Origin of the sequence: Saccharothrix sabaoui (genome assembly GCF_051756985.1) — a bacterium.
Taxonomy (GTDB): Bacteria; Actinomycetota; Actinomycetes; order Mycobacteriales; family Pseudonocardiaceae; genus Actinosynnema.
Map to the genome: position 1 here is coordinate 1 of NZ_JBPKJK010000022.1, position 24,297 is coordinate 24,297.

13 protein-coding genes are annotated in these 24,297 nt (G+C 75.0%); 8 read left to right on the forward strand and 5 right to left on the reverse strand.

The window, feature by feature from the left end:
* Positions 1-189: 189 nt before the first annotated feature.
* Positions 190-1,386: a pectate lyase gene (locus tag ACR807_RS09360; protein WP_438920828.1), complete on the reverse strand. Its 1,197-nt coding sequence runs from the start codon at positions 1,384-1,386 to the stop codon at positions 190-192.
* A 1,161-nt stretch (positions 1,387-2,547) separates the two neighbouring features.
* Between ACR807_RS09360 and ACR807_RS09365 the strand changes: the two genes are divergently transcribed.
* Entirely contained in the window at positions 2,548-2,871 is a 324-nt protein-coding gene (locus ACR807_RS09365; RefSeq protein ID WP_438920829.1) for a DUF6342 family protein, read from the forward strand.
* Between the two features lie 197 nt (positions 2,872-3,068).
* Here the strand turns inward: ACR807_RS09365 and ACR807_RS09370 are convergent, their stop codons facing one another.
* Positions 3,069-4,238, reverse strand: a complete 1,170-nt coding sequence (locus tag ACR807_RS09370) for an RNA polymerase sigma factor (RefSeq protein ID WP_438920830.1) — start codon at positions 4,236-4,238, stop codon at positions 3,069-3,071.
* 327 nt (positions 4,239-4,565) lie between these two features.
* Between ACR807_RS09370 and ACR807_RS09375 the strand changes: the two genes are divergently transcribed.
* A complete protein-coding gene (locus ACR807_RS09375; protein ID WP_438920831.1) occupies positions 4,566-5,126 on the forward strand; it encodes an EF-hand domain-containing protein in 561 nt (186 codons plus the stop codon).
* Between the two features lie 52 nt (positions 5,127-5,178).
* On the opposite strand, the gene ACR807_RS09380 is transcribed toward ACR807_RS09375, so the two are convergent.
* The 3 genes from ACR807_RS09380 to ACR807_RS09390 are packed head-to-tail and all read right to left on the reverse strand — an operon-like array spanning position 5,179 to position 6,607.
* On the reverse strand, positions 5,179-5,658 hold the full coding sequence (locus ACR807_RS09380) for a hypothetical protein (RefSeq protein ID WP_438920832.1): 480 nt from the start codon (positions 5,656-5,658) through the stop codon (positions 5,179-5,181).
* Complete coding sequence (locus ACR807_RS09385) at positions 5,634-5,981, reverse strand: DUF6114 domain-containing protein (protein ID WP_438920833.1); 348 nt, start codon at positions 5,979-5,981, stop codon at positions 5,634-5,636. The genes ACR807_RS09380 and ACR807_RS09385 overlap by 25 nt, the downstream gene beginning before the upstream one ends.
* Positions 5,981-6,607, reverse strand: coding sequence for a DUF6230 family protein (locus ACR807_RS09390; protein ID WP_438920834.1), 627 nt, complete (start codon positions 6,605-6,607; stop codon positions 5,981-5,983). Before ACR807_RS09390 ends, ACR807_RS09385 begins: the two co-directional genes overlap by 1 nt.
* Positions 6,608-6,818: 211 nt before the next feature.
* On the opposite strand from ACR807_RS09390, the gene ACR807_RS09395 reads away from it, so the two are divergent.
* Genes ACR807_RS09395 through ACR807_RS09420 form a run of 6 tightly spaced genes read left to right on the forward strand, consistent with a single transcriptional unit; the run spans position 6,819 to position 24,222 of the window.
* Positions 6,819-14,162 (forward strand): SDR family NAD(P)-dependent oxidoreductase, encoded by a 7,344-nt coding sequence (locus ACR807_RS09395; protein WP_438920835.1) that lies wholly within the window; start codon positions 6,819-6,821, stop codon positions 14,160-14,162.
* A complete protein-coding gene (locus ACR807_RS09400) occupies positions 14,159-15,451 on the forward strand; it encodes a wax ester/triacylglycerol synthase domain-containing protein (protein WP_438920836.1) in 1,293 nt (430 codons plus the stop codon). Before ACR807_RS09395 ends, ACR807_RS09400 begins: the two co-directional genes overlap by 4 nt.
* Positions 15,448-21,345, forward strand: a complete 5,898-nt coding sequence (locus tag ACR807_RS09405) for an SDR family NAD(P)-dependent oxidoreductase (protein ID WP_438920837.1) — start codon at positions 15,448-15,450, stop codon at positions 21,343-21,345. The genes ACR807_RS09400 and ACR807_RS09405 overlap by 4 nt, the downstream gene beginning before the upstream one ends.
* Positions 21,342-21,512 carry a hypothetical protein gene (locus ACR807_RS09410; protein ID WP_438920838.1) on the forward strand — a complete coding sequence of 57 codons (171 nt, stop codon included), beginning with the start codon at positions 21,342-21,344 and terminating at the stop codon, positions 21,510-21,512. The genes ACR807_RS09405 and ACR807_RS09410 overlap by 4 nt, the downstream gene beginning before the upstream one ends.
* On the forward strand, positions 21,509-23,077 hold the full coding sequence (locus ACR807_RS09415) for a PfaD family polyunsaturated fatty acid/polyketide biosynthesis protein (protein WP_438920839.1): 1,569 nt from the start codon (positions 21,509-21,511) through the stop codon (positions 23,075-23,077). The genes ACR807_RS09410 and ACR807_RS09415 overlap by 4 nt, the downstream gene beginning before the upstream one ends.
* Positions 23,074-24,222 (forward strand): SDR family oxidoreductase, encoded by a 1,149-nt coding sequence (locus tag ACR807_RS09420; RefSeq protein WP_438920840.1) that lies wholly within the window; start codon positions 23,074-23,076, stop codon positions 24,220-24,222. The genes ACR807_RS09415 and ACR807_RS09420 overlap by 4 nt, the downstream gene beginning before the upstream one ends.
* The last annotated feature ends 75 nt before the right edge of the window (positions 24,223-24,297 follow it).

The window sequence follows — 24,297 nt, forward strand, 5'->3', positions numbered from 1 at the left end:
GGTGCAGGTGGCGCTGTTGAGCGCGAAGCCGGCGGGTGCGGGGGCCGTGGCCGCCGGCACCCCGCCGCCCACCACCGCCACCACCGCGGTGACCGCTCCGGCGAAGCGCGCGCGGAGCATCGTCATGCGTTTCACGGATCTCCTTCGATCGATGAAGCGATGCCGCTGTCGGGTCGCCCCGCGGGCCGACTACCGCTGGGTGATGTCGGACGGCGAGTAGAAGCAGTTCCTGCCGTCCGCGCCCTCGCCGATCTTCTTCGGCTCGGAGCCCTTCGGCACGCCCTGGTACTTCTCGCAGATCACCGCGCTGCCGTAGACGGTGATGCGGGAGAAGCGGGCGGTGTCGCCCCAGTTCGTGTTGATGCCCGCCAGCACCTTGGTCGACCGCGCCGTGACGCCGTCCATGACCACGTGCCGCTGGTAGGACGTCGAGCAGTTGCCGCACGCCCGGTACAGCTTGCCCGCGTTGTGCACCTGGAAGTTCCGGATCGTCACCGTGCCCGCGCCGTTGTGCTGGAACACCTTGTCCGACGCCGACTTCGCGCCGCCGCCGTCGACCAGGTAGGTCGCCGAGGAGCTGGAGGACTTGAACGTCGCCGCGTCCTCGCCCACGTCGTTCCACCAGACGTTGCGGATGGTGCAGGACCCCTCGCAGTGGATGCCGTCACCGGCCGGCGCGTCGATGAACAGGTTCTCGATCGTGCCGCCGTTGGCCACCACGAACATCGGGTCCTGGCTCTCGCCCTGACCGCCGTCGCCGATGCCGTAGTACTTCTTCATCCCACCGTTGAAGTACGTGCCCACGTTCCGCGTGGTCGTCTGGTGCACGCTGCCGGTGTCGGTGGGCCACGGGCCGCTGCCGTCACCGCCACCCGGCTGCTGCGACGTCGTGGTCGTGGTCGTCGTCGTGGTCCGGGTGGTGGTCGAGGTCGAGGTGCTGGTGCCGGTGGGTGAACCGGTGCACACCACGCCGTTGAGCGTGAACGACGACGGGGCCGGGTTGGAGCTCGTCCACGATCCGTTGAAGCCCGGCGTGACCGAGGCGCCCGTGCCCAGCGAACCGTTGTAGCCGGCATTGCGGACCGTCACCGCACCACCGGACTGGGTGAATTCACCGCCCCACAGCTGCGTGACCTGCTGACCCGCGGGGAACGCCCACTCCAGCGTCCACCCCGACAGCGCGTCACCCAGGTTGGTCACGGTCACGTTGGCGCTGAAACCACCCTGCCACTGAGTGGTCACGCTGTAGTCCACCCGGCACCCGACCGCCGCATTGGCATTCGTGCCGACCGCCATCACCAGGCCCCCGGTCAAAGCCGCCACCGACATGGTCGCGGCAATACCGGTGGTCCGACTCCTCACCCGCTCGCCCATGCGCAGACTCATGCGTCGCCTCCTTGCGAACAGCACTCCTGGACATCGGTTCCGCATCAGCGTGCCCACCGCCAACTGGCGGGATCAGCGGTGATCACAGGCTCTGGGAACGCTCCCAGAGAGCATTGCGCAACTTTTCGGGACTGGCAACAACATTCACATTCATGAACGGCCGGTTCCGTTTCGATCATGCAGGTACGACGCTTGCGGATTGACAATTCGTCAACCGGACATCAGGTCGCATCACCGAGAGCGAGCGGTCAAGACTGCGCGCTGTGCATCTTTCCGGCCAATCGCAGATCATTCACGAACATGAACAAAACGAGTGCGAACGACGACGACGCTTGACGCGTCCGGGTTTCACACCCCGGTGTTGAGGTGGAGTGCGAGGGTGGCTGGGTCGGGCCGGCGGTGCGGGTACGGCGGCAGGCAGTGGCCAGGCGGACGTCAGCTCCGCGGCCACTCGGCCGCAGGTGCCGCTGCGGCGCGGATGCGCCGGCACTCGAAGCTTCCCACCGACCAAGGGGAACGGCGGTGCTCCGGCCGGCGAATAGTGCATACGAGTGACGCCGTCCCCGCTGGGATGGACGACTCGGGTGACGCGGTTGACGGCGAAGTCCTGCTCGGTTTTACGGGGTGATCGATCACGTAATCGCGAACGGGTTGCGGCACTCTGCGGTTTTGCGGTAGATATGCACTGGAGCCCACCCGACCTCGAAGCCGCTGTTCACGGCGGCTTCCGGAGTTGTCGTCCGAGAGGCGTGTCCAATGTCTGACGTCGGCGCACTCGATGTCGTACGCACTCGGGTGGTCATCTCGCATTCGCGCAGAAGGCGCTGCGCCATCGGTCCCAGCGTCCTCCGCCATCCGGCGGTTCATTCCGGCCGGTCGACGGCCGACGCCGAAATAATTGTGGTCCGGCGAGATCGTGGTGCAACGCCGTGACATCTCGCCCCGATCCCCGGTCGAGGGCCAGGAGGGGTGGGTTCGCGGTTGAGGCTGGTCACACCTGGTTCGTGGCTCGGGGCGTTCACGGCGGACCGGCCGGGCCCGCGGGCGAGGAGAGGCGAGTGGTCGAACCGGCGACCACGGCGCCGGCACGTGCCGTGCGGGTGGGAAGTCACCTGCTCCGGAGTTCCGAACAAGGTTTCCCGGAAACGGAAGGACATCGTGATGGCGGACATCGACCTCGGAGAAGCGACGGACTGGGCGGAAGGGGACACGCACGGCCGGATCAGCCTGCAACCGAACAAGGAGTTCAACACGCCGACGCAATCCGCGCCTGCGGAGAAGGACGTGGTCATCAGTTCGCCGTTGAGCATCGAGCTCTCGGTCAACACCAACCACTCCACCGATCAGCAGGGGGACAAAGTCATCTTCACCACCTACCACGGTGACCAGAAGAGAACCATCGCGGTGCTCGACTCCCAGGGCAACCTCTACATCGCCGGCCGCGTCTTCGAAGGGCAAACGAACCTGTTGACCATGTACACGTAGGCGCGGCTGCGCCCCGGCACGATCACGTCGTGCTGTCGTGCCAGATGCCCGCGGGCGGTTCCGCCGCGGGCATCGGTGCTGTCGTCCGGCCGCCTCCCGCGGTGACGACGTCGCCCTGCGCGAGTCCTCCTCCCACGCGCAGAACGTCGGAGCGGCGCTGCGCCTCCGGGCGGCACCGGCCGAAGGGGAAGGGTTTTTCACCACCTCCGCTGTCCGGTCTCGTGCCGGGTAGTCGATCCGGCGCCGCCCACTGCGGGTTCCCGCGAAGGGGCGACGATGCCGTCCCGGTGCGGCGCCGCGGGTGCGTCGGGCGTTCGGGACTCCTGTCGGGGTGTGCCCGGCCATCGCGCGTCCGGGACGTCGGTGCCGATCGGTGACCGTGCGCCGATCGGCGGCCGTGGGCCGACCGGGGACGTGGGTACGGGTGCGGCGGTGTCGGTCGGCGTGGAGGAACGTGCCTCGGCGAGCGCGGAAGGGGTGGGTGGGGTGGTTCCGGGCTGCGGGGTCGTGTTCTCCCGGGCGCGCGGCGCGGCAGTGTCCTGAGTGGTCTCGGGTTCCGGGCCGGGCGCGGTGGCCCGGTCGCGGGTCGGCGGGCTGGTTCGGGACTGCTCCGCCGCCCCGGGCGGGGTGGCCGTGGGCGTGGGACCGGGTATCGCGGGCGGTGCGGTCGTCGTGCCGGGCGGGGCGTGGACCGTGACGGGCGGGGCGTGGACCGCGACGGGCGGTGGATCGGCTACCGGGCCGTGGTGGGGCAGCGGGGTGACGCTGATCGCGACGGCGGTCAGGGCGACGGGTGCGGTGGCCGCCGCCGCCGCGGTGCTCTGGCGAACCCAGCGCAGGACGGTGCCGGCCACCGCGGCGGTGGCCCCGGCGGCGAGGTGGCGCAGCAGGCGACGGGCCCGGGTGAGGTGGGACTGCACCGCACGGGTGGTCAGTCCCAACTCGGCGGCGGTCTGCCCGGTGGTGGCACCGGCGGCGATCGACCGGCACACCTGCCGCGTGGTGGGCGGCAGGTCGTCCAACGCCTGGACCAGCCAGGCGGCCAGTGCCCGGTCGACGACCACCTCGTCGGGGTCCACCGGGGGCGGGGTGGCGGCCCGCAGCCGCGCGAGGGCGCCCTGCTCCCGTTGTGCCCGCCGGACCCGGTCGACCGACCTGTGGCGGGCGACCACCCCCAACCACCGGTCGAGCGACTCCACGCCCCCGGTCCCGTCCCTACCCGCGTCCGCCCGGTCGCGGGCCAGCAGGGTCAGCAGGGTCAGCACCGCGTCGTGCACGCAGTCCTCGGCCTCGAACCGCGACATCCCCGCCTGTTGACAACGCCGCACCACCCGCGCCACCACGCGAGCCAGCTCATCGGAGTCCATCCCGCTCCTCCCACCCTCGCGCACCTCACCTGCCCGCCCCTTCGCAGGCCGTGAGGCGACGCGCCGTTCCACCCGGTGGCGTGTCACCACCTTCAGTGGCAGCATCGCTGCGGGTGACACCGACGTGACGTTCGGAGCAACTGAATGACCCGTTCGGGTTAATATTAGTGTGAAAGGTGGAGCTGCGGCGGGGCAACCCCGCCGAACAGGGCCCCGATGGGTCAACCCATCGGGTAACGCGGGCACCCTTTCGGACCTTGTCCGCTGACTCCGGACGGCGGCATCCTGTGTGCCGTCCGCCTCGACCGATCACGCGGGGAGCGTCCAGTGCCGGTGAACGACCTGCTCAAGGCCAAGATCGAACACGGCTTCTCGCACCTGGACGTGGACGGCGACGGGCTGCTGACCGAACAGGACCACGTCCTGATGGGGCGCCGCACCGCCGAAGCCCTCGGGCACGCCCCCGGCTCCCCGCAGGAGCAGCGCATCGTCGACGCCTACCTGCGGATCTGGCACGACCTGCACCTGCCGCACATCCCCGATGGGGGCGTCGCCATCTCGCGCGAGCAGTTCGTCGGCTCCACCGGGTCGCTGTCCGACGACCCGGAGGGCGCGCGGGCCGGCGTCGGCGCGCTCGCCGAGGCGTTCCTGTCCATCGCCGACACCGATGTCGACGGCCGGGTGAGCCCGGTCGAGTACGCGGCGTTCCTGCGGGGGCACTTCCCCGGCTTGACCGAGGCCGAGGTGGCCGAGGCGTTCGCGCACCTCGACACCGACGACGACGGTCACCTCACCGCCGAGGAGTTCACCCGCGCGTGCGTGGAGTTCTGGTCCAGCACCGACCCGGACGCCCCGGGCAACTGGTGGATGGGCCGCCCGTTCGCGTGACCCCACGGGACTTCGCGGGACTCCGCGGGACGAGCCGGCGGCACGCCTCCGGCTAGCGCTGCCGTTCGAGGGCGAAGCGGCTCACCGTCGCGGTCGACGCGTCGAGCCGCACGTCCTCGGCCACGACGTCGGTCAACGTGACCGACGGCGCGGGCAGCGACAGCGGGAGAGCGTTCGCGGCCAGGGTGATCGGCACCCGGCCGAACAGCCTGCCCGACACGGACCTCGCCTCCAGCACCACGGTCCCGGAGAAGCGCGAGTTCCCGACGCGGATGACCACACCCGGCCGCGGGACCAGCTCGGCGTCGAGCAGTTCCAGCGATCCCATGCGCAGCACGACCTCGGAGCCCTGTTCGTAGCGGACGTCGTGCGCGACCGCGGTGCGGGCGCGGAGGGACCCGTGCGCCACGTCGACCGGCGCCGACGACCCCACCGCGGGCCAGCTCTCCCGCACGGGCCACACCGCGGTGGCGCCGAGCACGAGGACCACCGCGGACAGGCGGCCGATCACGCCGGTCGGCCCGCGCGCCACGCCGTCGCGAGGGAACCGGCGACGAGGGCCAGCGCCGTCCCGACGAGGAACCCGCCGAGGTTCGCCACGACGTAGGCGACGAACCCGAGGGCAATCACCGCCACACCGATGGCGACGCTGCGCGCGGGCCGCCGCCACAGCGCGACACCGCCGCCCACCAGGCCCGCGGCGACGAGCACCGAGCCGATCCCGCCGATGCCCTGGACGAGCAGGAACCGGTAGCCGGTGACGGGGACGAGCAGGACCTCCACCCCGGCGAGCACCGCGAGCAGCCCCGCCCAGAACGGGCGCTCGCCGCGCCACCGGGTGAACCGCGCGACCATCAGAAGCACTCCTGGCGTCCGGGCACCGCGGTGATGTGCAGGCCGGTGAGCTTGAAGACGCCCGCGGTCGTGGTGCCGGACCTCGACCTGAGGTCGTCGATGACGATCGCGTCCGCCTGGTGGGCGTAGTCGCCGTCCCTCCCGGTGACGCCGCGCGCGCCCCGGTCGACCTTCCCGGCGTCCGTTCCCAGCACCAGGTTGGTGAGCGTCGCGTCGGAGTGCATGTCGGAGAGGTTGAGCACAAGGTCGCTCGCCTCGACCGCCTCGTCGCCACCCGCCCTGGCGACGATCGTCACCTCCCCGACGAGGCTCGGGACCAGGGCGGAGAAGCACAGGTCCTCGACCCGGGCGGACCCGATGCTGGTGACCACCACCGCGTCCTGGTCCTCGCCGACGCCGACGAACTGGGCGAAGCCGTCGCCCTCCACGCGCTTGGCGGAGAACTTGAAGTTCTCGCCGGAGAAGGCGAAGGCGGTGGGGACGGCCGCGGTGGCGGTGGCGGTGACCAGCCCCGCGGCGAGGCCGGTGCTCGTGGCGAGCACGACGGTGAACCGCGACCACCGCGTCCGGCCTCGTGCCGGGGTCAACGGCGTGGTGCGGTCGTCGGACATGCGGTCGTCGGACATGGGGGCCTTCCGCAGGGGGAACGGTGTCGCGGAGGCCGACCGTAGGGGGGCCACCGGGAGGTGAAGCCCGTGCGCCACCGGATCGGGTGAAAGATCATCACATGATCACCCGAAGGAGTGGACGACGTTTGGGTGCGGCGAACCCGGTCGGTAGATCTTGTCGCCCCGACCGGAGTGCGACGGCCTCGCACCGATCGCCACGGAGCCCTCCTTGACGCAGCACGACCTCGTCGCCGTCGTCGGCGTCGCCTGCCGGCTGCCCGGCGGCATCACGGACCTCGACGGGCTGTGGGCGGCGCTGTCGGCCGGGCGGGACCTGGTGGGCGAGATCCCGCCGGACCGCTTCGACGTCGACCGGTTCATCGACGAGCGGGGGCCGCGCCGGGGCAAGAGCTACGCCCGCGCCGCGGGCGTGCTCACCGGCGTGGACCTCGCCGCGTTCGACGCGGACTACTTCGGCATGTCCCCGAAGGAGGCGACCCGGGTCGACCCGCAGCAGCGGCTGCTGCTGGAGATGGCGGTCGAGGCCCTCGACGACGCGGGCATCGACGCCCGCGCGGTGGCGGGGTCGGACGCGGCGGTCGTGGTCGGCATCTCCGACAGCGGCTACAGCACCCTGCAGCAGACCGACCTGCGCGGCATCAACGCCTACACCAACGCGGGCGGCGCGAACTCGATCGCGGCCAACCGGTTGTCGCACTTCTTCGACCTGCGCGGCCCGAGCCTGGCGGTCGACACCGCCTGCTCGTCGTCCCTCGTGGCCCTGCACCAGGCGGTGCGGGGCCTGGCGGCGGGGGAGGGCGGACTCGCGCTGGTCGGCGGGATCAGCCTGCTGCTCAACCCCGCCACGCACGTCGGGTTCGCCCAGGCGTCGATGCTCTCGCCCAGCGGGCGCTGCCGGACCTTCTCCGCCGACGCGGACGGGTACGTGCGCGCCGAGGGCGGCGCGGTGGTGGTGCTCAAGCGGCTGTCGGACGCGGTGCGGGACGGCGACCGGGTGCACGCGGTGGTCCTGGGCAGCGGGGTGAACTGCGACGGGCGCACCGCCGGTCTCTCCTCGCCCCGTGCGCGGACCCAGGAAGCCCTGCTGCGCGAGGTGTACCGGCGGGCGGGCGTCGAACCGGGTGAACTGGCGTACTTCGAGGCGCACGGCACCGGGACCCCGGCGGGCGACCCGGCCGAGTGCGCCGCGGTGGGCGGCGCGCTGGGGCGCGGCCGGGGGACCCCGCTGCCGATCGGGTCGGTCAAGACCAACCTCGGCCACCTGGAGGCGGCGTCCGGCCTGGCCGGGCTGCTGAAGGCGGTGCTCGTGCTGCGGCACGGCGAGATCCCGGCGTCGCTGCACGGCGAGCGGCCCAACCCGGCGATCGACTTCGCCGGGCTGGGGCTCGCCCCGGTCGCGCGGCGGACCCCGCTGGAGCACGCCGGTCGGCCGGTCGTGGGCGTGAACTCCTTCGGCTTCGGCGGTGCCAACGCCCACGTCGTCCTGACCGCCGGCCCCACCGGACCCGACCCTGCGGCCGACCCCGCGCCCGACGCGGGACGCGCGCTGCCGATCGTCGTGTCGGGGCACTCGCCGGAGGCGCTGGCCCGAGCCGCGGCGCTGCTCGCCGAGCAGGCGGACCGGACCGCGCCGCGGGACTTCTACGACCTCTGCCACACCACCACCCGCCGCCGCGGCCGGCGCCCGCACCGCGCGGCGGTCCTGGCGCGGGACCCCCGCGAGGCCGCGGACCGGCTGCGCGCCCTCGCGGAGCGACCCGAACCGGTCCGGGAGAGCACCGGCGGGACCGCTTTCGCCTTCACCGGCAACGGCGCGCACTGGGCGCGGATGGGCGTCGACCTCCTCGACGACCCCGCGTTCCGGGTGGCCGTCGAGGAGGTCGACGCCGCGCTGCGGGAGCACCAGCGGTGGTCGGTGCTCGACGAGCTGCGCGCCCGGCCCCGCCGTTCCCGGCTGCGCCGCACCGAGTTCGCCCAGCCCGCGTTGTTCGCCGTGCAGGTCGGTGTCGTGGCGGCACTGCGGGCGCGCGGGATCGTCCCGGCGGCCGTCGTCGGGCACAGCGTGGGGGAGATCGCCGCGGCCCACGTCGCGGGCGCGCTGGACCTGGCCTCCGCGTGCCGGGTGCTGGCCGTGCGCAGCGCCGCCCAGGGGCGCACCGCGGGCCGGGGCCGCATGGCCGCCGTCGGGCTGCCCGAGGCCGAGGCGGTGCGGCTGTTGACGAGCCGGCCCGGGTTGTCGCTCGCCGGGGTCAACAGCGACCGGGACGTGACGATCAGCGGTGACGCCGGGCAGCTCGCGGACCTGGGCCGCGAACTGGCGGCGCGGGACGTGTTCTTCCGGGAGCTCGACCTGGACTACGCCTTCCACAGCCCGGTCATGGACGCCGTCGAGCACGAGGTCCGCGCCGGACTCGCGGGCCTGGTCGCGCACCGCGCGGCGGTGCCGGTGGTGTCCTCGGTGACCGGCCGGCCGATCACCGGTCCCGAGCTGGACGCGCGGTACTGGTGGCGGAACGTCCGGGAACCGGTGGCCTTCGCCCCCGCCGTGCGACACCTGCTGGACGACGGCGTCGACGCGTTCGTGGAGATCGGGCCGCACCCCGTGCTGCGCACCTACCTGCGCAGGCTCGCCCCCGAAGCGCTGGTGCTGCCCACCCTGCGCCGGGACTCGCCCGGCGGACCGGCGATCCGCGCCACCACCGAAGCGCTCCTCGCGGCCGGCGCGCCGGCCGACCGGGACGCCCACTTCCCCCGTCCCGGGACCGTGGTGGGGCTGCCGGCCTACCCGTGGCAGCGGGAGCGGCACTGGAACGGGGACACCGACCGGTGGGTGCGCTCCAGCGGCACCGGGAGGACCGACCACCCGCTGCTCGGGGAACGGGTGCCGGTCGCCGCCCCCACCTGGCAGGACGTGGTCGAACCGGTGCGCGTGCCGTGGCTGGCCGACCACCGCGTCGGCGGCGCCGTGGTGATGCCCGCCGCCGGGTACGTCGAGATGGCGCTGGCCGCCGGCGCACGGGTCCACGAGGACGCCGTGGAGGTCACCGACCTGCGGATCGACCAGGCGCTGGTGCTGCCCTGGGACGAGGACGTCACCACCACCCTGCAGTGCTCGCTGACCGAGGACGGCGGCCTGCGCATCGCCGGCCGCACCGACGGCACCGACGCGTGGCGGGTCCACGCGACCGGGCGGGTCCGCCGCCTGTGGGCCTCGCCCCCGCCGGCCCGCCACCCCGGCGCCGGACGGCCGGAACCGGTCGACGTGCCGGTCGAGCGGCTCTACCGGTCCGCGGCCGAGGCGGGCCTGGACTACGGCCCGCGGTTCCGGGTCCTGCGGGAACTGCGCGTCGGACCGGACGAGGTGGTCGCGCGGTACCACTGCGGGGAAGCCGTCGCCGGTTACGAGGCGCACCCCGTCGTGCTGGACGGCGCGCTGCAAGCCGGTGCGCCGCTGCTCGGCGACACCGCCCCGGGCAGCGCCTTCCTGCCCGCGGCCATCGGCGCCGTCCGGCGCCACCGAGCCCCGGCGCGCACCGGCTTCGCGCACGTGCGCTCACGCCACCGGGACCACGCGCACGTCCGGTGGGACGTGGTCCTCACCGACGAGTTCGGCGTCGTCGCGGTGGAACTGGACGACGTGGTGCTGCGCCGGTTCGACGCGACCGGCACCGACCGGGTGGAGCGGCTGCGCACCGTGCTGCGGGCCGCCCCGCTCGGGAACGGGGCCCGCGCGCCGCTGCCGGGCGCGCGGGACGTGCTCGCCGCGGCGGCGGACGGGGTGACGTGGGCGCGCCGGGAGCTCGAACGCCTGGACGACGGGTTCCTGCCGCGCCTGGTGACGTGCTCCGCCCACTACGCCGCCGCGGCGCTGGGGGAGTTCACGCCCACCGGGGCGCCGTTCACCACCGACGACCTGGTGACCGCGGGGATGCTGCCCAAGCACACCCGGCTGGTCGAGCTGCTGCTGCCCGCCGCCGAGGAGAACGGGCTGGCGCACCGGGTGGACGGGCGGCGGTGGCGGTTGACCGGCGACGCCGACCCGGACGCGGAGTTCGCCTCGGCGGTGGCGGAGCACCCCGGGCACCTGCCCGAACTGGTGATCAGCTCGCACGTGGGCGGCCGGCTGGCGGACGTCCTCGGCGGGCACGTCGACCCGACCGAGCTGATCTTCACCGAGGCCGCGCGGTTCCTGGAGCAGTACTACGACGTCGCGCCCGTCTACGGGGTGTTCAACCAGCTCGTCCGGGCGGTGGTGCGCGCGGTGGTCGCCGACTGGCCGGCGGACCGGCCGCTGCGGGTGCTGGAGGTCGGCGGCGGCACCGGCGGCACCACCGCGGCCGTGCTGCCCGTGCTGCCGCCGGAACGCGCCCACTACGTCTTCACCGACCGGAGCCACGGGTTCTTCCCCCGCGTGCGCACGCGGTTCCAGGAGCACGACTTCGTCCGCTACGAGGTGCTCGACCTCGACCACGACCCGGTGCCGCAGGGGTTCGCCCCCGGCTCGTTCGACGTCGTGATCGCCTCCAACGTGCTGCACGCGACGGCCGACCTGCGCCGGTCGCTGCGCTCGGTGGCCGACCTGCTGACCGACCGGGGGCTGCTGGTCGCCTACGAGGCGCACACCCCGGAGTACCTGGCGCTGCCCTTCGGCGTGCTCGACGGGTTCTGGCGCCACACCGACACCGACCTGCGCGGCCGGTCGCCGCTGCTGTCCCGGGAGCAGTGGCCCGCCGTGCTCGACGGGTGCGGGTTCACCGAGGTCGCCCAGGTCGGCGCCGAGCGGGGACCCGTGCACGGCGCGGGCGCGGTCGTCGTCGCGAGCCGCGCCGCCCGCACCCACCCGCCGGCCGCGCCGCCGCACCCCGCGCCGCTCCACCCCGCGCGGCCGGGCGTGCGCCGGGTCCTCGCCGCCGAGGACGACACCGAGTCCGACCTCGTCGCGCGACTCGCCCGCCACCTGGCGGGCGACACCCGCACCACGACCGCCACCACCGACGCCGACCGGTGGGCGTCGCTGCTCGGGGACGCGGGCACGGAGGTGGACGTCGTCCTGGTGCTCGCCGAGCACCCGACCGCCGACGTGGCCCACCACACCACCCGGCGGGCCTCGGTGCTGCGCGCCCTGGCCACCGCGTGCGACCGCCGCGCCGGCGCGGGCACGGTGTCGCTGTGGCTGGTCACCCGGCCCAGCGGGGCGCTGCCCGCCCCGGAGCGGCCCGACCACCCCGCGGACGCGGCCACCTGGGGCGTGGCCCGGTCCCTGGCCGGCGAACGCCCCGACCTCACCCCCCGGCGGCTGTCCCTGCACCGCGGCGCCGACGACGCCGGGCGGCTCGCCCGGGAACTGCTCACGCCGTCCGACGAGGACGAGGTCGTGCTCACCGGCGCCGGGCGCTTCGTCCCGCGCGTGGTCGAGGCGAAGCCGCCCGCGGACCGGGCGCGGACCTCGTACCGGCTCGACCTGCGGAAGGAGGGGCTGTCGTTCGAACTGGCCTGGGTCACCGCGGCGAACCCGGCACCCGGCCCGGGTGAGGTGGCCGTCTCGGTGCGGGCGTCCGCGCTGAACTACCGCGACGTGGTGCTGGCGACGGGTGCGCTGCCGCCCCAGGCGTGCGCGGAGTCCTTCGACGGCGGCGCGCCCGGTCTGGAGTGCGCCGGGGTCGTGACCGCCGTCGGCCCGGGGGTGACCTCCGTCCGGCCGGGGGACCGGGTGGCCGCGCTCGCGGCGAGGGCGCTGTCCGACGAGGTCGTCACGCCCGTCGAGTTCGTGATCCCGCTGCCCGGGGACGTGCCGTTCACCGCCGCCGCCACGCTGCCCGTGGCCGCCGCGACCGTCGAGCACGGCCTGGTGACCCTGGCCCGGCTGGCGCCCGGCGAGGTGGTCCTCGTCCACGGCGGCGCGGGCGGGGTCGGCCTCGCCGCCCTGCAGTGCGCGCGCCGCCGCGGCGCGACGGTGATCGCCACGGCCGGCTCACCGGTCAAGCGCGCCTTCCTGCGCTCGCTCGGCGTCGAGCACGTGCTGGACTCCCGCGGCCTGTCCTTCGCCGCCGAGGTCATGGCGATCACCGCGGGGCGCGGCGTCGACGTGGTGCTCAACTCCCTGGCCGGCGAGGCGCTCACGCGCGGCCTGGAGCTGCTGCGCCCGCACGGCCGGTTCGTGGAGCTGGGCAAGCGGGACGTCGTGGAGGACCGGGGGGTGCCGCTGCGGGCGTTGCGCCGCAACGCGAGCATGGTCTGCGTCGACCTCAGCGCCATGGCACCCGACGACCCCGCCGTCCGGGCGGGCCTGTTCACGGCGGTGGCGGAGCACATCGCGTCCGGCGCGTACCGCCCCCTGCCGCACGTGGTGTACCCGGCGGCGAGGGTGGCCGAGGCGTTCGAGCTGCTGCGGCACTCCCGGCACATCGGCAAGGTCGTCGTCTCCCACGGCGGTGACGTGCCCGTCGAACCACCACCCGCCGCGGTGCGGCTGGACGGGACCGCCACCTACCTCGTGACCGGGGGGCTCGGCGGGTTCGGCGCGGCCGCCGCGCGCTGGCTGGCCTCCCGGGGCGCCCGGCACCTGGCGCTGGTCGGCCGCAGGGGAGCCGACACCCCCGAGGCGCCCGGCCTGCTCGCGGACCTCGCCCGCGCCGGCGTGACGGCCACGGCCCACGCCGCGGACGTCGCCGACGAGAGCGCGATGCGGCGCGTCCTCGCCGCGGTGGCGGGTTCCGGCCACCCGCTGCGCGGTGTGCTGCACGCCGCGATGGTGCTGGACGACGCGCCGCTGACCGAGTCCGACGACCGGCGCTTCGGCACCGCGTTCCGACCCAAGGCGCAGGGCGCGGTCGTGCTCGACGCGCTGACCGCGAGCACCGACCTGGACTTCTTCCTGCTGTTCTCCTCCGCCGCCGCGACGATCGGCCTGCACGGCCAGGCCAACTACGTCGCGGGCAACCTCTTCCTGGAGGCCCTGGCGCGCGCCCGGCGCGCCCGGGGCCTGCCGGGGCAGGCGATCGGCTGGGGAGCGATCTCCGAGGTCGGCCACGTCGCGCGCAGCGGTCTGCAGGACAGCGTGGCGGAGGTGCTGCGGCCCGTCCGGCCGGCGGTGGCCCTCGCCGCCCTGGGGCAGGTCCTCGCCGGCGACGACGACGTCCTGGTGCTGGCCGGCCTCGGCCGCAACCCGGCCGGGAGGCTCCTGCCCGGTCTGGGCTCGCCCCGGACGGCCGGCCTGTTCCCCGCCGCGGTCGGTGCGGCGGCGGCCCGCGACCCGCGGGAGTTCCGCCGGTCCCTGGCCTCCGCGACACCCGAGCAGGGGCACGCGCTGCTCCGCCGGGCGATGACCGAGCTGCTCGCCTCGGTGCTGCAGACCGCGCCGGAGCGGGTCGACGAGGCCGTGCCGCTGGACCGGCTGGGGGTGGACTCGCTGATGAGCGCGGAGTTCCTCGTCGCGGTGCGGCAGCAGCTGGGGTGCGAGCTGTCGGTCATGGAGGCGGCCAAGGGCGGGTCGATCTCCGAGCTGGCCCGGATCGCGCTGCACCGCACGACGTCCCGGGCGGCCCGCCGGTGACGGGCGCGCCGGCGCACCGCCCGCTGCGCCCGCTGGACAACGCCTACCTGGACTGCGACCGGCCGGCGGGCAAGGACGGCACCGAGATCGGTGTCCTGCTGCGCTTCGCCGAACCGCTCGGCCGGTCGGTCGAGGACTGGCGGGCACTGGTCGCCGCCCGCCTCGACGCCGTGCCCGACCTCCGCCTCGTGCCGCACCGGCCGCGGCGCCGGTGGCTGCCGATGCGGTGGGCCACGGCCGAACCCGACCTCCGGCACCACGTGCGCGAGGTGGGGTCGGACGGGCCGGACGGGGTGCGCGACGCCGTCGAGGAGGTCATGGCCGGCAGGCTCCCGCTCGACCGGCCGCTGTGGCAGCTCGTCGTCCTCCGCGACCCCGCCGGCGGGGAGGCGGTCCTGTTCCGGGTGCACCACGCCCTCGCCGACGGCGTGGGCATGGTCGAGCTGGGCACCCGGCTGCTCGGCCCCGACCAGCCCGCGCCCGTGCCCGCCGGGACCACGCCGCCGCGGGGGGCGCGGCTGCGCGCGTGGCGGGAGGTGGTCGCCGGGACGGCGCGCTACCTGCGCGGGTTCGCGCCGCCGGCCGGGCGCGCCCTCACCAGCCGGGGGCTCACCGGCACCCGCCGGCTGGCCTGGGCGGAGACCGGCGTCGACCGGCTGCACTCCGTCGCCCGGCAGCACGGCGTCACCGGCACCGAGGTCTACCTCGCCGCCCTCGCGGGCGCGTTGCGGCAGTGGCCGCACACGCCGTGGCGCTCGGGGCCGCGCACGCTCTGGGCCCTGGTGCCGGTCGACACCAGGGCGACCGGTGCCGACGACGGCCTCGGCAACCAGGTGGTCAACCTGCGGGTGCCCCTGCCGTGCGGCGAGCCGGACCCGCGCCGCCGGCTCGCCCTGGTCGCGGGCAGCGTGAACACCGCGGCGCAGCGCCGGCGCGCCGAGGTGATGCGCGCCGGCGTCGAGGTGCTGCCCGACCTGGTGGTCAGGGCGCTGTTCTGGTGCACCCACCGGCGGTGGCACGTCGACCTGGTCGCCAGCAACGTCGCGTCACCGGGCCACCGGGTCAGCCACCGCGGCACCCTGATCACCGGGGCGTCGCCGATCGGGTTCCTGCCCCACCGGCGGCCGTTCGGGGTGGTGCTCGGCGCCTACGGGGACCGGGTGTCCCTGCACGTCGCCGCCGACGCGGGCCTCCCCCGACCCGACGTGCTGTGCAAGTTGTGGACCCAGTCGCTGGGCGAGCTGGCCTCGTTGCCGGCGCTCCCGCCACCTCACGGAAGAGACCGATGACCCACGTTCGTGCCGCACTCGCCGACCACCCCGTCGCCATCGTCGGGATGGCCGGTGTCTTCCCCGGCGCACGCGACGTCCAGGAGTTCTGGACCAACGTCACCCGGGGCGTCGACTGCACCACCGAGGTGCCGGACACCCACTGGCGCAGCGCCGACCACTACGACCCCGACCCGGACGCCGAGGACAAGACGTACTGCCGGCGCGGCGGGTTCCTGCCGAGCCTGGGGTTCGACCCGGTCGAGTTCGGCATGCCCCCGGCGACGATCGAGTCCACCGGGGTCGTGCAGCTGGTCAGCCTGCTGGTCGCCCGCGACGTCCTGCGCGACGCGGGCTGCGACCGCGACTGGTTCGACCCGGCCCGCACCGGCGTCGTGCTCGGCTACTCGGGCGCGCCGTCGATCGCGCAGATGCTGGTGCCCCGCCTGCACCTGCCGGTCCTGCGGGCCGCGCTGCGGCGGTCCGGGGTGGACGAGCAGCGCAGCGCCGAGGTCGCCGAGCGGTTCCGCGACTTCTACCTGCCGTGGTCGGAGGACTCGTTCCCCGGCATGCTCGGCAACGTCATCGCGGGCCGCGTCGCCAACCGGATGAACCTGGGCGGGATGAACTGCACCGTCGACGCGGCGTGCGCCAGCTCGCTGGCCGCCGTGCGGGTGGCCGTCACCGAACTCGTCGAGCACCGGGCCGACCTGATGGTCACCGGTGGCTGCGACGCAGACAACTCGATCACCTCGTTCGTCAGCTTCTCCCGCACGCCCGCCCTGTCGCGCAGCGAGGTGGTCCGCCCGTTCGACGCCCGCGCCGACGGGACCCTGATCGGCGAGGGCGTCGGGATGCTGGCGCTGAAGCGGCTCGACGACGCGGTGGCCCACGGCGACCGGGTCTACGCGGTCATCCGCGGCATCGGCTCGGCCAGCGACGGCGGCGCCACCAGCATCTACGCCCCCAAGCACGACGGGCAGGCGACCACCCTGCGCCGCGCCTACGCCGACGCGGACTGCTCGCCCGCCACGGTCGGCCTGTTCGAGGCGCACGGCACCGGCACCCCCGTCGGCGACGAGGTGGAGCTGCAGGCGCTCGCCACGGTGCTCGCCGAGGCCGGCGCCGAACCCCGCCGGGCGGCGCTGGGCACGGTGAAGTCCCAGATCGGGCACCTGAAGGGCGCGGCGGGCGCGGCCGGGCTGATCAAGGCCGCGCTGGCCCTGCACCACGGGGTCCTGCCGCCCACGATCAACGTCGACACCCCGACCGAGTCGCTCGCCCGCGACGACGCCCCCTGCTACCTCAACACCACCACGCGGCCGTGGGTGCGGGACGCCCGCGGTCCGAGGCGGGCCGGCGTCTCCGCGTTCGGGTTCGGCGGCACGAACTTCCACGTGGTGCTGGAGGAGCACGGCGAAGCACCGCCGACCACCGGCCACCGGGGCGCGACCGCGCACCTGTGGGCGTGCGCCGACCCGGCGCTGCTCCGCGCCGAGGTCGCCGGCGGCGCGGAGTGGGACGACGCCGAGCCGGTGCCCGGGACCCACGCGCGGGTGGGGTTCGTCGCCGCCGACGCCCGTGACCTCGACGAACTGCGGGCGCTGACCCTCGACCTGCTCGACGCGCGCGCCGACGAGCAGGAGTGGGACCACCCGCGCGGGGTGCACTACCGCCGTCGCGCACTGCCCGGCCGGCCCAAGGTGGCCGCGCTGTTCGCCGGCCAGGGCAGCCAGTACACGGGCATGGGGCTCTGGCAGGTCCTGGGCGTGCCCGCGGTGCGGCAGGCGTTCGAGACCGCGGACCGGTTCACGCCGGGCCTGGCGGACGTGGTCTTCCCGCCGTCGTGGCGGGACGACGCCGAGGCCGTCCTGCGCCGCACCGAGCACGCCCAGCCGGCGATCGGCGCGCTGTCCGCCGGGCAGTACCGGTTCCTGCACGACTGCGGCCTGCGCCCCGACGGCCTGCTCGGGCACAGCTTCGGCGAGCTGACCGCCCTGTGGGCGGCGGGCTCGCTGGGCGACGACGACTTCCACCGGCTCGCCCGTGCCCGGGGCGCGGCGATGCGGCCGGCCGGGACCCCCGGCACCGACCCCGGCGCGATGGTCGCCGTGACGGCCGCCGCCGCCACCGTCGAGGAGATGATCCGCGCCGAGCCCGACCTGCTGATCTGCAACCACAACGCACCGGACCAGGTCGTGGTGGGCGGCGCGACGGCCGCCGTCGAGCGGTTCGCCCGCGCCTGCGGCGCGGCGGGCGTCGTGGCGGTGCGGCTGCCGGTGGCGTGCGCGTTCCACACCCCGCACGTGGACCACGCCGTGCCGGTGTTCGCCGACGCCGTGGCGCGGGTGGAGTTCCTCCCGCCGGCCACGCCGGTCCACAGCACCGTCGCCGGCGCGGAGTACGGGGCCGACACCGGGGCCAACCGGCGACTGCTCGTGGAACAGCTCCGCCGTCCCGTCGACTTCGCCGGCCGCGTCCGGCAGCTCCACCGGGAGGGGTTCCGGGTCTTCGTCGAGTTCGGGCCCAAACAGGTCCTCACCCACCTCGTCCGGCGGACCCTCGGCGCGGACGACGTCGTCGCCGAGCACACCGACGGCGGGCCGGGCCGCGACGACGTGCAGCTCAAGTCGGCGGCACTGAGGCTGGCGGTGCTCGGGCTGCCGGTGCGCGGCATCAACAGGCACGCGCCGAAAGCCGTGCCCGCCAAGCCGCCGTCGGCCGCCTCGGTGGTGCTGCGCGGCACCTGGTACCTGTCCGAGGAACGGCGGCGGGCGCAGGACGCCCTGCTGGACGCCCCGGCCCCGGCCCCAGCCCTGGCCCTGGCCTCAGCCCCAAACCCGGCCCCGGCCCTCGCTCCGCTCCCGACCGCCGACCCGGCACCCGCCCACGACGACTGGGCGCGCGTCGCGGCGGAGCACGTCGCGCTGCACCAGCGCTACCTCGACGGCCAGTTGCAGGTGGCCGAGCAGCTCGTCCGGCACGTCGAACGGCCCGACCTGGCGGCGGGGGTCGCGGCCGTCGCGCGGCACGGCATCGCGATGGGGGAGGCCCACGTCCGGGCGAACGAGGTGCTGAGCACGCTCCTGGGCTCAGCGGGCTCAGCGGGCTCAGCGGGCTCGGCGGGCTCGGCGGGCTCGGCGGGCTCCGCGTCCGGCCCGGTGCCAAGCTCGGTGTCGAGCCCGGCGCCGATTGCGCCACCCGTCCTCGAAGCACCGCGCCCGGCGCCGGTCGCCCCGCCCGCCCCCGCACCTCCCGCCCCCGCCCCGGCGGAGGCACCTCGCCCGATGTCGATCGAGGACGTCGACCCGGACGAGCTGAGGGAGACCCTGCTCCGGGTCGTGGCGGACAAGACCGGCTACCACGTCGACATGCTCGAACCGGACCTCGACCTCCAGGCCGACCTGGGCATCGACTCGCTCAAGCGCGCGGAAATCCTCAGCGAGCTGTGGAAGCGGTACCCGGTGCGCAGCCTCGACGGCATGGGCATCCAGCAGTTCGTCGAGATCCGCACGCTCAACGACACCGTCGAACTCCTCGTCGGCCTGCGGGGGCAGCTCTTCGGCGAGGACGCCGACGACGCCGACGTGGTGCGCTCCGAAGTCCGGCTGGTCCCGCTGCCCGCGATGGACGTCGTCGAGAGCGCCTACCACCCCGAACCCCGGGCGATGCTCGTGGACGACGGCGGGGACCTGTGCCGGGCCCTGGCCGCCGAGCTGACGGCCCGGGGGTGGCGCGTGCACGCGCTGCCGCACGAGGACTGGACCGAGGACTCCCTCGCCGCGGCGCTCGACGCGGTGATCGCCGAGGCGGGTCGCGTGGACCTCGTGGTCGTGCCGGACGCGGACGCCGACGAGGCCGCGCCCGACGCGGTGCGCCGCCACGCGCACGCCCTGCTGACCGCCAAGCGCCTGATGGACCCGCTGTGCGCCACCGCGGCGACCGGCGCGCGCGCCGCGTTCCTCGCGGTCGGCCGGGGCGGCGGCGTGCCCACCTCGGCGCTCGGCGGACTGGCCAAGACCCTCGCGCACGAGGCGCCGCAGCTGTTCTGCCGCTCGGTGGTGCTGTCGGCCGAGCTGCCCGCCGAACGCGCGGCCCAGGCGGCGGTGCGGGAGCTGGACGACGCGGCCACCGACGTGAACGAGGTCTTCCGCGACGGCGTCGACCGCCGGGTCGCCCGGCTGGTCCCGCTGCCGTCGACCCCGGCGCGGCACCCGGCGCTCGACCGGGACGACGTGGTCGTGGTGACCGGCGGCGCGCGCGGCATCACCTCGTCGTGCGTGCTCGCGCTGGCCCGCCGTGCGCCGTGCCACTTCGTGCTGCTCGGCCGCACCGGGCGGCAGGACGAGCCCGCGTGGGCGACCGGGGTCCCGGCCGACGGCCTGCCCGCCGCCCTGCTGGACCACCTGCGGGGCACGGGCAAGGCCCTGCCGCCCGCGGGGTTCGAGGCGCGGGTGGCCGCCGTGCGGGCCCGGCGCGAGGTCGAGGACACCCTCGCCGCGCTGGCGGGGACCGGCGCCACCGCGGAGTACGTCGCGGTCGACGTCACCGATCGCGACGCCGTCACCGCCGCGCTCGCGCCGCACGCCGGCCGGGTCACCGCGCTGGTCCACGGTGCGGCCGAGATCAACGACGGCCCCCTGCGCGGCAAGGACCTCGCGGACGTGGAACGGGTTCTCACCGCCAAGGTCGTGGGCCTGCACAACGTGCTCGGCGCGCTGGACCCGTCGCGGTTGCGGCACCTGGTGCTGTTCGCGTCGGTCGTGGGGCTGATCGGCAACACGGGGCAGGCCGACTACGCCGTGGCCAACGGCGCGGCCAACCGGTTCGCCCACGACTGGCAGGCGGCGCACCCGCGGTGCCGGGTCGTCGCGATCAACTGGGGCCCCTGGCGCGGCGGCATGATCACCGAGACGCTGCGGGCCGGCCTGGAGATGGCCGGCACCCGCGTGATGAGCACGGAGGCGGGCTCGGCCCGGTTCGTGGAGGAGGTGTTCGCCGACCGCGGCACGGCGTCCCCGGTGGTCGTGATCTCCACGCCGATCGCGCTGCCCGCGCCCTCGGCGCCGCTGCCCCCCACCGGACGCCGGGTCGTGCGCCGGCTGGACCACCTCGTCGCCGAGCCGGTGCTGCGCGACCACACCATCGACGAGTACCCGGTGCTGCCGCTGACCGGCGCGCTGGGCTGGTGCGCCAACGTGGTCGAACACCTCCTGCCCGGTGAGCACGTCGTGGAGTGCCGCGACTTCGCCGTGCACAAGGGCCTGGTCTTCGACGGCGACGAGCGGTCCGCGTTCACCGCGGAGGTGCTGCCCGCCGAAGGCGGAGCGCTGCGCGTGACCATCACCAGCGCCGGCCCGGACGACCGCCGGACCCCCCGGTACGCCGGGACCTTCACGACGAGCAGGCGCGTGGCGCGCGACCAGGAGCGCGGCCGGGCCTGGCACGAGGAGCTGGCCGCACCGCCGACACCGCGCCCGGAGTACTTCGACGTGCTGTTCTGCGGCCCCACCCTGCGCGGGCTGCGCCGCGTGCTGGCCGAGGACGACTCCGGGGTGGTCCTGGAGTGCTCCGTGCCCGACACCGACCTGGCGGGGGGCGCGTTCGCGGGTCGCCTGCACAGCACGGTGCTGGCCGACCAGCTCGTGCAGGCCGCGGGGCTGTTCGTCGTCAGGCGGCACGACTCGGTGTGCCTGCCGGTCGGCGTCGGGACCTGGCGGATGTCCGACCGGCTGCCCGCCGACGAGCCGTTCGTCATCGAGGTCCGGCCGTCGGGGGAGGACGGCCTGGAGGTGCGGGTCGACGTGACCGCGTCGGCCGCCGACGGCCGCGTCCTGCACCGCGTGTCGGGGCTGAAGATGCTGCGGATGCCCTACGCCTCGACGTGGCGCCCGGCGGCCGGGGTCGTGCGGTGAACGACGTGCTCTCGTTCGACGGCGAACCACTGCTCGCCGCGCTCCCGCAGCCCCCTCGGCCCGACGACCTGCGGCGGCTGCGCGACACCGTGGCCCGCGCGCACGCCTCCGCCCTCGACGCCCACCACGCGCTCCAGGCGCGGTCGCTCGACGGCGGTGCGGCGTGACCGCCGTCGTGGCGGACGACGCCGTCCACCACGACCCCGAGGGCGTCCGGCGGGTCGTGGAGGCGGTGGACCGGCCCTGCTTCATCGTCCAAACCGGGCGCGGGATCGGCGCGAGCACCCGCTACCCGACGACACCGGGGCTGTCGCTGCTGGCCAGCGCGCCCGCCGTGCCACCGGAACGCCTCGGCGACAGCCGGTTCGCCCGCCACCACGGCACCCGGTTCCCCCTCATGGCCGGGTCCATGGCGCACGGCATCGCCTCCGTCGAACTGGTCGGCGCGATGGCGAGGGCGGGGTTCCTCGCCTCCTACGGGGCCGCCGCGGTGCCCCTGCGCGAAGTGGACGCCGCGGTGGCCCGGCTGACCCGGGAGATCCCCGGCCTGCCCTTCGCCGTGAACTTCATCCACGACGGCCGCGACGAGCGGGGCATGGTCGAGCTGATCCGCTGCCTCACCCGGCACCGGGTGCGCTGCCTGGAGGTGTCGGGCAACATGCTGATCAGCAAGGAGGTGCTGCACTACCGGCTGTCCGGCATCACCGAGGACCGCTCCGGCGCGGTCGTCCCCGCCAACCGCCTGGTCGCCAAGGTCGCGCACCCCGACATCGCCCTGCGCTTCCTGCGCCCGGTCGACCGCGCGCAGGTGGACGAGCTGGTCGCCGAGGGCCGGCTCACCGCCGACGAGGCCCGGCTTGCCGAACGCCTGCCCCTGGCCGACGACATCACCGTGGAGGCCGACTCCGGCGGGCACACCGACGGGCGTCCGCTCGCCGTGCTGTTCCCCGCCATCGTCGCGCTGCGCGACCAGGTTCAGCGGCAGCACCGCTACGCCGAGCCGGTCCGCGTCGGCGCCGCCGGCGGGATCGGCACGCCGCACGCCGCGCTGGCCGCGTTCGCCCTCGGCGCGGCGTACGTGGTCACGGGCTCGGTCAACCAGGCGTGCGTGGAGGCGGGCACCTCCGACGCGGTGCGGCGGATGCTCGCCGCCGCCGGGATCACCGACTTCGAGTCCGCGCCGTCGCCCGTGGCCTTCGAGGCGGGCACCACCGTCCAGGTCCTGCGGGCGGCCAGCCGGTTCCCCGTGCACGCCCGGCGCCTGCACCAGCTCTACGAGCACCACGACGGCCTCGACGCCCTCCCGGCGCAGGAGCGGGACCGGCTGGAGCGGGTGTTCCGGCACGACCTGGACGAGGTCTGGCGGCAGGCCGCGGAGCACAAGATGACCACCGACCCCGCGGCCGTCACCCGGGCCACCACCGACCCCAAGCGCGCCATGGCGATGGTGTTCCGCTGGTACCTGGCGATGTCCTCGCGCTGGGCGGTCGCCGGGGTCCCGGACCGCGAGGCGGACTACCAGGTCTGGTGCGGTCCGGCGATGGGCGCCTTCAACGACTGGGTGCGCGGCTCCCACCTGGAGCGGTGGTCGAACCGCCGGGTCGCCGAGGTCAACCGGCACCTCCTGCGCGGCACCGCGCACCTGGCCCGCCTCAACCAGCTCACCCTCGCCGGCGTCCGGCTGCCGGACGAGTGGACGCGCTACCGCATCGAACGGGAGAACACACCGTGACCACCGGCATCACCGGCGCCACCGGCTTCCTCGGCTCCCACCTGCTGCGCGAACTCCTCGGCAACGGCGACGAACCGATCACCGCCCTGGTGCGCCCGAAAGCACGCCGCCCCTCCCGCGACCGGCTGATGAGCGCACTCGCCGCCGCAGGTGCCGACACCGCCCTCCTCGCCCGGGCCGACGACCTGGTGACCGTGGTCGAAGGCGATGTCGGCAAGCCGCGCCTCGGGCTCGACCCGACCGCGTACCGCAGGCTCGCCGACTCCCTCGACACGGTGTGGCACAGCGCCGCCCTGGTCGCCCTGACCGGTCCCCGCGACCCGTTCACCGCCCAGAACGTCGTGGGCACCCAGGCCGTGCTCGACCTCGCCGAAGCCGGCGCGCGGCGCCCCCGCGTGCACCACGTGAGCACCGCCTACGTCGCGGGAGGGCGTCGCGACGGCACGGTCTTCGAGGACGAGCTCGACGACTCGGCGGGCTTCGAGAACTACTACGAGGCGTCCAAGTACGAGGCCGAGCTGCTGGTCCGCTCCTGGGCACGACGGCACCACCGGCCGGTCAGCGTCTACCGGCCGAGCCTGCTGCTGACCGACCAGCCGATCCCCGCCGGCGCGCCGGGCCACACCTTCGCCACCCTGGCCCGCATCGCCTCACCGTTCCTCGGCGACGGCCCGGTCGCACCGAGCCCGCTGCTCACGGCGGCCGACACCTACCTGTCCTCGACCCCCGAGAGCAGCACGTCACTGCCGCTCCCGCTGCCCGGCAGGGCGAACGGGACGATCAACTGCCTGCCGGTCGAGCACGCGGTGCGCATGATGCTCGCCGTCGCGGCCCGACCACCGGCGAACCTGGTCGACACCTACCACCTGGTCAGCCCGCACGAGACCGCCAACACCGACCTGCTGGCGGCCATCGCGCACCACCTGCCCCGGATGACCCTGACCTTCGGCTCCCCGCCCGCCGCACCGTCCCCGGTCCAACGGCTGTTCTACGACGTCGTGTCGCCGTTCCTGAGCTTCTTCCGCCACGACCGCCGCTACGACCGCCGTCACCTCGGCGAGGCCACGAAGGGGGTCGCCGACCCGGCGCCGCCGGACGCCGCCTACCTCCGGTCCGCGGTGGGGTCGTACCTGTACCACCGCTAGCACGCGTTCGCGGGACACCACACGGGCCGCGGGTGCGCAGCTCACCGGTCGCCGTCGCCACCGTCCCGTGAACCG

Bases quoted from the DNA above. Each gene is read 5' to 3' on its own strand.
- ACR807_RS09360 (WP_438920828.1), bottom strand. From the start codon at position 1,386: ATGAGTCTGCGCATGGGCGAGCGGGTGAGGAGTCGGACCACCGGTATT.
- ACR807_RS09365 (WP_438920829.1), top strand. From the start codon at position 2,548: ATGGCGGACATCGACCTCGGAGAAGCGACGGACTGGGCGGAAGGGGAC.
- ACR807_RS09370 (WP_438920830.1), bottom strand. From the start codon at position 4,238: ATGGACTCCGATGAGCTGGCTCGCGTGGTGGCGCGGGTGGTGCGGCGT.
- ACR807_RS09385 (WP_438920833.1), bottom strand. From the start codon at position 5,981: ATGGTCGCGCGGTTCACCCGGTGGCGCGGCGAGCGCCCGTTCTGGGCG.
- ACR807_RS09390 (WP_438920834.1), bottom strand. From the start codon at position 6,607: ATGTCCGACGACCGCATGTCCGACGACCGCACCACGCCGTTGACCCCG.
- ACR807_RS09405 (WP_438920837.1), top strand. From the start codon at position 15,448: ATGACCCACGTTCGTGCCGCACTCGCCGACCACCCCGTCGCCATCGTC.